This is a genomic window from Streptomyces sp. NPDC001002, from assembly GCF_053599215.1.
Genome location: NZ_JBSFLV010000031.1, coordinates 75,039 through 86,354 on the forward strand (window position 1 = coordinate 75,039; position 11,316 = coordinate 86,354).

The following is an 11,316-nucleotide window of genomic DNA, read 5'->3' on the forward strand; positions in this document are numbered from 1 at the left end:
CCACCAGGAGCCGCAATGAACCCCGAACCCTCCCACCTGCTGCCCAGACGCGACCTGCTCGCCCTCGCCACCGCGACCGGCGCCCTGGCCGCCCTCCCCACCTTCACCGCCTCGGCCGCCCCGCTGCGGCCCGAGGCCTCGGCCGACGACAACTCCGCCTACTCCGCGAGCGGTTCGCTCAACACGCTGTGGTGGCAGGCGCCCGCCGACGACCACTCGATGATCGAACAGGGCCTGCCCGTCGGCAACGGCCGCCTCGGCGCCCTCGCGAGCAACGACCCGGGCCACGAGGTCCTCCTCGTCACCGACGCCACGATCTGGACCGGCGGCCTCAACGAGACCCTCGACTCCGACGGCCAATTCCCTTACGGCCGCGCGGACTTCGGGTCCCTGACCCTGCTGGCCCGGCTCACCGTCGACATCCCCGACCACGACCTGGGTTCCGTCTCCGGCTACCGCCGCACCCTCGACCTCGACCGGGGCGTGGTCGGCGCCTCCTACGACCGCTCGGGGGTGACGTACCGGCGGGAGGTCTTCTCCAGCAGCCCCGACGACGCGATCGTCCTCCACTTCTCCCAGAGCGGCGGCGGACGCTACACCGGCACGGTCACGCTGGAGGGCACGCACGGCGAGCCCGCCGCGATCTCCTTCGGCGCCCAGTTCGCCAACGGCCTGAAGTACGGGGCCGCCGTCACCGCGTACGGCAGCGGCGGCCGGGTCACCGTGAACGGCGCGCACATCGAGTTCTCCGGGTGCAAGGACCTCACCGTCGTGGTCAGCGGCGGCAGCAACTACGCGCCGGACGCCTCCCGCGGCTTCCGCGACCCCAAGCTCGACCCGGTGAAGCTCGCCCGTACCAAGGTGCGCGCCGCCGCCGAGCACTCGGCCGCGACCCTGCTGCGCACCCATGTCGCCGACTACCGGGCCGCGTTCGGCACGTTCGGCCTCTCGCTCGGCAGGTCGTCCGACGACCAGCGCGCGCTGGACACCTGGGAGCGGATCCAGGCACGCCACATCTCCGGCGACCCGGACCCCGAACTGGAGGCCGCCTACGTCCAGTTCGGCCGCTACCTGATGGTCTCCGGCTCGCGCGGCAGTCTGCCGATGGGCCTGCAGGGCCTGTGGCTGGACGGCAACGACCCGGACTGGATGGGCGATTACCACACCGACATCAACATCCAGATGAACTACTGGATGGCCGACCGGGTGGGCCTGTCCTCGTGCTTCGACGCCTTCACCGACTACTGCGTCGACCAGCTGTCGTCCTGGACCGACCTCACCCACCGGCTGTTCCAGGACTCCCGCAACCGTTTCCGCAACACCAGCGGGAAGGTCGCCGGCTGGACCGTCGCGTTCTCCACCAACCCCTATGGCGGAAACGGCTGGTGGTGGCACCCGGCGGGCAACGCCTGGCTGTGCAACAGCCTCTGGGAGCACTACGAGTTCACCCACTCCCGCACCCACCTGCAGAAGATCTACCCCCTCCTCAAGGGCGCCTGCGAGTTCTGGCAGGCTCGGCTGATCACCACCACCCTGGACAACGGCAAGGAGGTGCTGGTCGCGGACCACGACTGGTCCCCGGAGCACGGTCCGCAGGACGGCAAGGGCAACACCTACGCCCAGGAAGTGGTGTGGACCCTGTTCGGCAACTTCGCCGCCGCTTCCGCGGAGTTGAAGCGGGACAGCGGGTTCGCCAGTACGATTTCGGGACTGCGCAGGCGTCTGTACCTGCCCGAGGTGAGCCCGAAGTCCGGCTGGCTGGAGGAGTGGATGTCGCCCGACAATCTCGGCGAGACCACCCACCGCCACCTGTCCCCGCTGATCAACCTGTTCCCCGGCGACCGGATCCGTCCCGACGGCTCCACCCCCAAGGACATCGTCGACGGCGCCACCGCCCTGCTCACCGCGCGCGGCATGAACAGCTTCGGCTGGGCCAACGCGTGGCGCAGCCTGTGCTGGGCCCGCCTCAAGGACGCCGACAAGGCCTACCAGTTGATCGTCAACAACCTCCGCCCGTCGGAGAACGGCACCAACGGCACGGCGTTCAACCTCTTCGACATCTACGAGGTGGAGCAGGGCCGCGGCATCTTCCAGATCGAGGCCAACTTCGGTACCCCGTCGGCCGTGACCGAGATGCTCCTGTACTCCCGCCCGGGCCATCTGGAGCTGCTGCCGGCCCTGCCGGACGCCTGGGCCGAGTCCGGCTCGATCACCGGGGCGGGCGCCCGCGGCGGCTTCGTCGTCGATCTGCGCTGGAAGAACGGCAAGCCCACCGAGGCGAAGATCCGCAGCGTGGGCGGCCGCACCACGACCGTCGCCTACGGCGGCAAGACCCGCACGGTGAGCGTCAAGCCGGGAGGATCCGTGACGCTGAAGGACTTCGCCCGGTGATGGCCCGAACCGCGAGAGCCGGCCGGCTCGCCGCGCTCCTGCTGCTGGCCGGCGCCGTCCAGGCGGTGCCGGTGCAGGCGTCGGCCGAACAGCCGGCGTTCGCCGTCGTGGGCGCGCCGGCCGACCGGCGGGACGTCGTTACCTGGGGTGCGAGCGCGGACCGGCTGGGCGACGGCGTCGCCGACCGGGCCTACCGGCTCATCGTGCACACCAGCGTCGGCGGCACCGGCCTGCGCATCCGGCTCTCCAACGCCTTCGGGGACCGGCCGCTCACCTTCGACAGCGTCTACGCGGGCACCCAGAAGAGCGGCGCCGAACTGGTCGCGGGCAGCAACAGGTCGGTGACCTTCGAGGGCTCCCGGTCCGTGACGGTCCCGGCCGGGGCCGTCGTCCTCAGCGACCCGCTGCCCGGCCGGACCCCCGCCGCGACGAACCTCGTCGTCAGCATCCACAGTCCGGACGCGGCGGGGCCCGCGACCGGGCACGGGATGGCCATGCAGAACTCCTACGTCACCACCGGCGACCACACGGCTGAGGCGGGCGCCGCGAACTGGACCGTGACGACCGGATCCTGGTACTACCTCGACTCCGTCTCCGTACGACCGTCCAAGGGCACCTCGGCCGTCGTCACGCTCGGCGACTCCATCACCGACGGCTGGCAGTCCACCACCGACCTCAACCGCCGGTGGCCGGACTACCTGGCCCGCCGCCTGCAGAAGGCGGGCAGCGAGATCCAGGGCGTCGCCAACGAGGGCATCTCCGGCAACAAGGTGATCGCCGACGGCGCCGGACAGAGCGCACTGAACCGGCTGGAGCGCGATGTCCTGTCCCAGCCGGGCGTCCGCACGGTGTTCCTGTTCGAGGGCGTCAACGACATCAAGTCCCATTCGGGCGTCACCGCCCAGGACATGATCGCCGGCTACCAGGAGATCGCGCGGCGGGCGCACGCCGCCGGGAAGTGCGTCATCGGCGCGACGGTCGCCCCCTTCAAGGGCTGGCCGGAATGGGACCCGGCCGCGGAGGAGGTCCGTCAGGAGGTCAACACCTACATCCGCGACAACTCCGACTTCGACAGTTACGTCGACTTCGACCACATTCTGCGCAGTCCCTACGACCAGGAGCGGATGCTGCCGTTCCTCGACGGCGGCGACCACATCCACCCCAACGACAAGGGGATGGCCGCGATGGCCGACGCCGTCGATCTCAAGAAGCTGGGCTGCTGATGAGCCCTTCGCGATAGGCGATCGCGACCGCCTCCGTGCGGCTCGCGGCGCTCAGTTTGGCGAGGATGTTGGACACGTGGACGCTGGCGGTCTTGCCGGTGATGAACAACTCCTCGCCGATCTGGCGGTTGCTGCGGCCGCGGGCGAGGAGCCGCAGGACGTCCTGCTCGCGGGCGGTGAGCGGTGAGGTGCGGGTGCGGTCGGCCGGGGTGTCCCCGAGCCGGCCGCGCCGGACCAGGGTGTCGATCCGCTCCAACAGGGGCCGCGCGCCCAGCCGTTCGGCCACCTCCCGCGCCTCGCGGGCCTGGACGGCCGCCTCGTCCCGCCGGTCCGCCGCCAGCAGGGCCTCGGCGAACCGCGCCTGACAGCGCGCCCGTTCGTACACGTCACCGAAGTCGAACGCGGTGACCGCCTTCTCCCACGCGGCCGCGTCGGGCCCGGACACGGCCCGCGTCCACTCCGCCTCCGCACGGGCCAGCCACGCCAGGCCCTCGGGACCCTGCGGGGAACCGTCCTCGCTGCGCAGGGCCATCGAGCGGGCCAGCTCGACCAGTTCGTCCGCGGTCTCCTTCCACCGGTGCCAGGCATCACCGGACGACCGCAGCTCCACCGCCGCGTCGGCGACCGCGGTCAGCGCGAGAGTGGCGAGCCGGACCGTGGCGTCGGGCCGGTTGCCCGCGTCGTCGCTGAGCGCGGCGACCGTCCCCCGCATCCGCTCCACGGCCGCCTCCGCGTCGCCGCGCAGGACGGCGGCCTCGATCAGCGCGACGCCCGCCACCAGCGTGGCCATCCAGTCGAAGTGCCCCTCCAGCAGGGTCCGGGCCCGGTCGGCGGCTCCCAGGTCGCCCCGGGCCAGCGCCACGTACAGCGCGGGTCCGCCCGTGTACCCGCCCGCCGCCGGCAGCACCTCGGCGTCCGCCTTCGCGGCCCGGACGCACTCGTCCCAGTGCCCCAGCGTGTACAGCACGAGCAGATGCAGATAGCGCATCTCCAGCGGATACGGCGACGACAGCAGCCCCGCCCGCCGGGCCCGGTCCAGGCCCTCGGTCACCCAGGGCAGCGAGCCCTCCAGATCACCGGACTCGAAGGAGCCCACGGCGAGATTGAACAGGGCACGCATCTCCACCGGCAGGTTCCCCGCGCGCCGCGCCAGCTCCCGGGCCTCCTTGAGTCGCTCCCGGCCCTCCGGGGTACGGCGGCCACCGCGCTCCAGGACGGCCAGCGAGACCAGGAGGTCCGCCTGCGCGTCCCGCACCTGCAACTGCTCGGCGACGGCCAGGGCTTGGCGGGCCACCTTCAGGGCCGTCTCGTTCTCCCCGACCTGCCGGGCCGCCAGCACATGCGTGGCCGCCGCCCACACCCAGGTCCGGGTCGGCGGATCGGCGGGGATCAGGGCGAGCGCCTCGCTGCTGTAGCCGAACGCGGCCGTCAGGCTGTCGACGCCCAGCAGATTGCCGGCCAGCGTGTACCGCACCCGGGCGGCGAGTTCGGCCTCCGCGTCCTGGCCGATGCCCGCGAGCGCGGACCGGGTGAGGGACACCGCGCGGTGCGACTGCCCGGCGTGCGCGGCCGCCGCCGAGGCACGCAGCGTGAGCGTGACCCGGTCGACGCCGTCACCCGCGGGCCGGGCCGTCGGTTCCACCACCGCCCACAGGTCGAGGGCGGTTTCGAGATGCCGCAGCACCTCCGCGGGCGCGCCCACCCGCTGGGCGTGGTCGGCGGCCTCAAGCGAGGCGGCCAGGGCCTCCGCCAGATCGTGGCTCTCGCGGTAGTGGTGGGCGCGCTCCGCCGCGCTCTCGGCGGGACGGCCCCGGCCGGCCAGCAGCCGCGCGAACGCGCCGTGCAGCCGCGACCGTTCGCCCGGCAGCAGATCGGCGTAGACCGCCTCCCGGGCCAGCGCGTGCCGGAAGGCGTACGTGTCCTCGGCGCCGGAGACCAGGAGCTGACGGCCGATCGCCTCGCGCAGCGCGGACTCCAGCTCGTCCTCCGGGAGCCCGACCGCGTCGCGCAGCAGGTCGTGCTCGACGCGCCGGCCGGCGACGGCGGCGGTGCGCAGCACCTGTTGGGCGGTGTCGGAGAGCTGCTCGAAGCGGATGAGGAGGACGTCGGCCAGGCCGCTGGGCACCCCGCCCGCCGCCGTGTCGGTCGCCGCGACCAGCTCCTCCGCGTAGAAGGCGTTGCCCTCGGCGCGCTCGACGATCCCGCGGACCGTGGCCGCCGGCAGCGGGCGGTCCTCCAGCGCGTGCACGAGGCGGGCCACCTCGGCGTCGGCCATGGGCCGCAGTTCGAGGCGCTCGACGGCGGGCAGCCGCACCAGCTCGGCCAGGAGCGGGCGCAGGGGGTGGCGGCGGTGCAGGTCGTCCGCGCGGTACGACGCGAACACCGCGAGCCGGTGGGTCGGTGTGCCGCCCGCCGAGCGCTGCAGGATGCCGCGGCTGAGCAGGAACCGCAGCAGGTCCCGGGAGGACTGGTCGGCCCAGTGCAGGTCCTCCAGGACCAGCAGCAGCGGAGCGACGTCCGAGAGGTCGGCGAGCAGGCTCGCTATGCCCTCGAAGAGCTGGAGCCGGCTTCCCACGTCCCCCGCCGCGTCCGTCCCCGCGCCCAGCAGCCGGTCGACCACCGGATGCGCGCTCAGGACGCCCGCGAAGCGCTCGTCGGCCGCGAGCACCCCGAGCACCTCGGTGAACGGCAGATAGGGCAGACCGACGTCACCGAGGTCGACGCAGTGACCGGTCAGCACGGTCATCCCGGCCCCGGCGGCCCGTACGGCGAGTTCGTCCAGCACCCGCGTCTTGCCCACCCCTGCGTCCCCGGCGAGCAGCACGGCCTGGGCCTGGCCGCCGCGGGCTCGCTCGAGTACGCCGGCGAGTCGGGCGACCTCGTCGTCCCGGCCGATCAGGGGTGTGGTGAATACGGTCTGCGACACGCGTCCATCCTGGCACGCGCCACTGACAACGCGGCAGGTGAACAGGGACGTGGAGGCCGCGCGACAGGACGAAGGGGCCGCGCGGCCCCGACGCTCAACGCAGGGTCTGCGCCCAGTTCTCCGGTACCCGGCCCGCCGGACCCGGCGTCGGCTGGTCGATCGGATGGCTGACCGGGGGAGCCAGCTCCGGACCCGATTCGTACAGCTGCGAGGATTCGAAGTCCCAGAACCAGGCCTCGCCGGGCTCGAAGCTGCGGATCACCGGATGACCGGTCTCCCGGTAGTGCGCGGTGGCGTGCTTGGCGGGGGAGTCGTCGCAACAGCCGATGTGGCCGCACTGCGCGCAGCGCCGCAGATGGAACCACCAGCCGCCGGCCGCGTCGCACTCCACGCAGCCGTTGCCGCTCGGCGCGACGCTGGGATCGATTCGGTTGTCGCTGCTCATGCGGGCTCCTCGGGCGTCTCGTCGTCCGCCGCGGTGAGCGGCAGGAGGACCTGGAAGCGGGTGTCGCCTGGTTCGGACTCGACCTGCAGGGTGCCGTGGTGCTTGTTCACGACGATCCGCCAGGAGATGTCCAGGCCGAGCCCCGTGCCCTCGCCCACCGGCTTGGTGGTGAAGAACGGGTCGAAGATACGGCCCTTGATCTCCTGCGGCACACCGGGCCCCGTGTCGCGGAACTCGACCAGCACCCGGTCGTTCACCAGCTCCGTGCGGACCGTCAACGTGCCTTCCCCGCCCGCGCCGTTGATGGCCTGGACGGCGTTGTCGATGAGGTTCGTCCACACCTGGTTGAGCTCCGCCGGGTACGACGGGATCTTCGGCAGTGAACGGTCGTAGTCCTTGACGACCTTGATCTGCGGGCCGATCTTGCCCGAGAGCATCAGCAGGGTGCTGTCGAGGAGTTCGTGCACGTCGGCGTTCTGGTAGGGGGCACGGTCGAGCTGCGAGTACTGCTTGGCCGCGTTCACCAGGTTCGAGACGCGGGTCGTGGAGTCCTCGATCTCGTCCATCAACAGCTCGGTCTCGACCGTGTAGTTGAGCCACCCGATCGCCGCCGGCAGGATCTGCTCGTCGACCTCCGAGGCGACCTGGTCCAGCCAGTCCACGTCCAGACCGGCCTGCACGAAGGTCGGCGCGAGCCGCCAGCCGTCCGGGATGCCGTGATCGTCCAGCCAGTCGCTGACGGTGTCCTCGCGGTCCGAGGCCTCCAGCGGGCTGAGCGTGGGCGCCTTGGCGACCAACTCGGCCGTGCGCTCCTGGACTTCGATGAGCCCGGCCAGGTCCTCGCGCGGATACGGGCCCGACGAGATGACGCCGAGTTTGTGCCGCATCTTGGCGACCCGCTCCCGCAGGGTCGCGGTGGCGCGGACGGCCGCCGCCGCGGGGTTGTTCAGCTCGTGGGTGAGCCCCGCCGACAACGAGCCCAGCGCCAGCAGTCGTTCACGCTGCCCGATGGCGCGCTGCGCGCTCTTCGTACCGAAGAAGAGCCCCTCCAGCAGGTGCACCGCCATCGGGAACCATTCCTGCATGATGTTCGAGAACGTCTCCGCGGGCAGCACGAAGAACCGGGTCGGTTCCGTGACGTGCATCGAGTTCTGGTAGATGTGCTGCACCCGGTCGCCGAGGTAGGCCTGCATCGCGCCGGCGTACACACCGCGCTGCGAGGTGCGGCTGACCTCCACGTCGTCGCCGCCGACCCGGCTGTACAGCACCACCGTGCCCTCGACCATCACGTAGAAGCAGGTGGCCGGGTCGCCCTGGGTGTACACGGGCCCCGGCTCGAACAGCTCCACCCGCCCCTCGCTGCACAGCCGTCCCAGCTGCTCCGGGTTGAGCTTCTCGAACAGGAACAGGGTCCCTATCTCCTGCGGGCTGCAGGGCACCAGTTTGCCGCTCACGACTGCTCCAGATACCGGTGGACGAGCATGACTGCCATGGCTCCCTCTCCGACGGCGGACGCGACCCGCTTCGCCGACTCCGCGCGGGCGTCGCCCGCCACGAACACGCCGGGAATGTTGGTCTCCAGGTGGTACGGCGGCCGATCCAGCTCCCAGTCCGCGGGCGGCCTGCCGTCGGCGGTGAGATCCGGCCCGGACAGGATGAACCCGTGCTCGTCGCGCAGCACCGTGCCGTCCAGCCAGCCGGTCAGCGGGGCCGCGCCGATGAACACGAACATCCACTGCGCGTCGACGAGTTCGGTGTGCCCGGTGTCGACGTCGCGCAGGGTGAGCTGCTCCAGGTGGTCGGTTCCGTGCGCCGACTCGACGACGGTACGCGCGCGTACCGAGATGTTGGGTGCCTCGTTGATCTGCTGGATCAGGTAGTACGACATCGACGCGGACAGGTCCTGACCGCGCACCAGCAGGGTGACCGACTTGGCACCCTTGGCCAGGTACATCGCCGCCTGCCCGGCCGAGTTGGCGCCGCCGACGATGTACACGTCGTGGCCCTGGCAGGAGGACGCCTCGGTCAGTGCCGAGCCGTAGAACACCCCGCACCCGGTCAGGTCGTGGCAGCCCGGCGCCTCCAACTGCCGGTACGACACCCCGGTCGCCAGGATCACGCTGTGCGCGGCGACCGCCGAGCCGTCCGAGAACCGGACCGTCCGCGCGGCGCCGTTGGCCTCCAGGCCCGAGACCTCGCGCGCGGTGAGGATCTCCGCGCCGAACTTCCCCGCCTGCCGACGGGCCCGGTCGGTGAGCTGCGCCCCCGACACACCGTCCGGGAAGCCCAGGTAGTTCTCGATCCGGGAGCTCTGCCCGGCCTGTCCGCCGGTCGCCGACCGCTCCACGAGGACGGTCCGCAGCCCCTCCGACGCCCCGTACACCGCCGCGCCGAGCCCGGCGGGCCCGCCGCCGATGACGACGAGGTCGTAGAAGTCCGCCGCCGGAGTAGTCGCCAGACCCACCTGCGCGGCCAGCTCGGGCGCCTCCGGCTCGATCAGCGGCGTCCCGTCCGGAGTGATCACCAGCGGCAGCCGCTGCCCGTCCTGCCCGGCCGCCTTGAGCAGCCGCTGCCCCTCGGGCTCGTCGGCGGAGTACCAGCGGTAGGGCACCTGGTTACGGGCCAGGAACTCCCGCACGTCCGAGGAGCGCGCCGACCAGCGGTGGCCGACCACCTTGGTGCTGGGCACCGGCCGGAAGTCGCTGCACCGCCACGACTCCAGCAGGTCGTCCAGGACCGGATAGAGCTTCTCCTCCGGCGGGTCCCACGGCTTGAGCAGGTAGTGGTCCAGATCGACGACGTTGATCGCGTCGATCGCCGCGTTCGTGTCCGCGTACGCGGTCAGCAGCACCCGGCGCGCCCCCGGGTACACGTCCAGGGCCTGTTCCAGGAACTCGATGCCGTTCATCTGCGGCATGCGGTAGTCGGCCAGGATCACGGCCACGAGATCCCCGCGCAGCTTCAGCTCGCGCAGGGCGTCCAGCGCGGACTCGCCGGACTCCGCGCGCACGATCCGGTACGACTCGCCGTAGCGCCGCCGCAGGTCCCTGGCGACGGCCCGGGAGACCCCCGGGTCGTCGTCCACGGTCATGATGACGGTCCGCGCTGCGTCGGACGCCTGTGCCATACGTCTCCACCCCGAGTGGTCGGATCTGCGGCACGGCGAGCCCCGTCACAGGAACAGTCACCGCACCGGCTCCTGCCCATCGTAAGTTCGATCGTCCCGCTTCGCTCCGGTATAGCGACAGGCGGGACGCACTCAGGCCTTGCGCGAGGAGAGGACGCAGAACTCGTTGCCCTCCGGATCCGCCAGCACCACCCACGTCTGCTCGCCCTGACCGATGTCCGTGTGCCGGGCGCCGAGCGCCAGGAGGCGGGCGACCTCGGCGTCCTGGTCGTCCGGGCGGAAGTCCAGATGCAGCCGGTTCTTGATCGTCTTGCCCTCCGGGACGGTGCCGAAGAGCAGTCCGGGCAGCTGGTCCTTCTCGGGCCGGATCTCGTACTCGCCGGGCTCCTCGCCCACCACGACCCAGCCCAGCGCCTCGGCCCACCAGCGGCCCAGGGCCACGGGGTCGACCGAGTCCACGATCACTTGTTCCCATTCCAGAGCCATCTGGCCAGCGTAGTGAAGACTGGCCCCGACCGACTTGGCCACGACACAGGAGGCATCCCCATGACGCGCCCGATCACCGCAGGCGTCGACGGAACCGAGGAGAGCCTCGCGGCGCTGGCCTGGGCGGCCCGCGAGGCGGTCCGGCGGGGGCTGCCGCTGCGGGTGGTGCAGGCCTGGCGGTTCCAGCCGTACGAGGCGATCGACGCGGCGGACCAGGACACCCAGGCCGGGTGGGTGCGCGACGGGCTTGCCGAGGCCGTGCGGACCGTCACCTCGCGGCACGCCGATCTTGAGGTGAGCACCGACGTCCTGGAGGGCGACCCGGTCGACACGCTGGTCGCCGCGGCGGCGGAGGCCGAGTTGCTGGTGCTGGGCTCGCGCGGACACGGCCCTGTCGTCGGCTTCCTGCTCGGCTCGGTGGGACAGCAGGTGATCGCCGAGGCCAGTCGTCCCGTGGTCCTGGTGCGGGCCGGGGACGAGGCGGCCGGCGAGGCCGCCGGGCGCGAGCTCGTAGTCGGCCAGCAGGGCGACCCGGAGGACAGCGCCGAGACCCTGCGGTTCGCCTTCGAGACCGCCGCCGCGCGCGGGGCCGCGGTACGCGCCGTGCGGGCCTGGACGCTGCCGCCGGTGTTCGCCTACAGCCCCGGCTCGATGAAGCTCCTCGACGAGGCCGGCGGCCTGGAGCCGTACGAGAAGAAGGCCCTGGCCGCGGCACTCC

At 71.9% G+C, this 11,316-nt stretch carries 8 protein-coding genes; 3 read left to right on the forward strand and 5 right to left on the reverse strand.

What is annotated here, in order from left to right; genetic code table 11:
- Positions 1–15 precede the first annotated feature (15 nt).
- Positions 16–2,391 carry a glycosyl hydrolase family 95 catalytic domain-containing protein gene (locus ACWDR3_RS16790; RefSeq protein ID WP_450353227.1) on the forward strand — a complete coding sequence of 792 codons (2,376 nt, stop codon included), beginning with the start codon at positions 16–18 and terminating at the stop codon, positions 2,389–2,391.
- Positions 2,388–3,614, forward strand: coding sequence for an SGNH/GDSL hydrolase family protein (locus tag ACWDR3_RS16795; RefSeq protein ID WP_450353228.1), 1,227 nt, complete (start codon positions 2,388–2,390; stop codon positions 3,612–3,614). The genes ACWDR3_RS16790 and ACWDR3_RS16795 overlap by 4 nt, the downstream gene beginning before the upstream one ends.
- Here the strand turns inward: ACWDR3_RS16795 and ACWDR3_RS16800 are convergent.
- The 5 genes from ACWDR3_RS16800 to ACWDR3_RS16820 all read right to left on the reverse strand — a co-directional run bounded on the left by ACWDR3_RS16800 (position 3,595) and on the right by ACWDR3_RS16820 (position 10,598).
- Positions 3,595–6,540 (reverse strand): helix-turn-helix transcriptional regulator, encoded by a 2,946-nt coding sequence (locus ACWDR3_RS16800; RefSeq protein ID WP_450353229.1) that lies wholly within the window; start codon positions 6,538–6,540, stop codon positions 3,595–3,597. The two genes, ACWDR3_RS16795 and ACWDR3_RS16800, sit on opposite strands and share 20 nt — an antisense overlap.
- Positions 6,541–6,634: 94 nt before the next feature.
- Positions 6,635–6,985: a UBP-type zinc finger domain-containing protein gene (locus ACWDR3_RS16805; RefSeq protein ID WP_450353231.1), complete on the reverse strand. Its 351-nt coding sequence runs from the start codon at positions 6,983–6,985 to the stop codon at positions 6,635–6,637.
- Positions 6,982–8,439 carry an ATP-binding protein gene (locus ACWDR3_RS16810; protein WP_450353232.1) on the reverse strand — a complete coding sequence of 486 codons (1,458 nt, stop codon included), beginning with the start codon at positions 8,437–8,439 and terminating at the stop codon, positions 6,982–6,984. Before ACWDR3_RS16810 ends, ACWDR3_RS16805 begins: the two co-directional genes overlap by 4 nt.
- A complete protein-coding gene (locus tag ACWDR3_RS16815; RefSeq protein ID WP_450353233.1) occupies positions 8,436–10,112 on the reverse strand; it encodes an FAD-dependent oxidoreductase in 1,677 nt (558 codons plus the stop codon). Before ACWDR3_RS16815 ends, ACWDR3_RS16810 begins: the two co-directional genes overlap by 4 nt.
- A 132-nt stretch (positions 10,113–10,244) precedes the next feature.
- Positions 10,245–10,598 carry a VOC family protein gene (locus ACWDR3_RS16820; RefSeq protein ID WP_450353234.1) on the reverse strand — a complete coding sequence of 118 codons (354 nt, stop codon included), beginning with the start codon at positions 10,596–10,598 and terminating at the stop codon, positions 10,245–10,247.
- Between the two features lie 60 nt (positions 10,599–10,658).
- Here ACWDR3_RS16820 and ACWDR3_RS16825 point away from each other — a divergent pair.
- Positions 10,659–11,316 (forward strand): universal stress protein (locus tag ACWDR3_RS16825; protein WP_450353235.1); only part of this gene is annotated, 658 nt, incomplete at its 3' end.

Coding starts and splice junctions, on each gene's coding strand:
- ACWDR3_RS16805 (WP_450353231.1), bottom strand. CDS start 6,985: ATGAGCAGCGACAACCGAATCGATCCCAGCGTCGCGCCGAGCGGCAAC.
- ACWDR3_RS16815 (WP_450353233.1), bottom strand. CDS start 10,112: ATGGCACAGGCGTCCGACGCAGCGCGGACCGTCATCATGACCGTGGAC.
- ACWDR3_RS16820 (WP_450353234.1), bottom strand. CDS start 10,598: ATGGCTCTGGAATGGGAACAAGTGATCGTGGACTCGGTCGACCCCGTG.
- ACWDR3_RS16790 (WP_450353227.1), top strand. CDS start 16: ATGAACCCCGAACCCTCCCACCTGCTGCCCAGACGCGACCTGCTCGCC.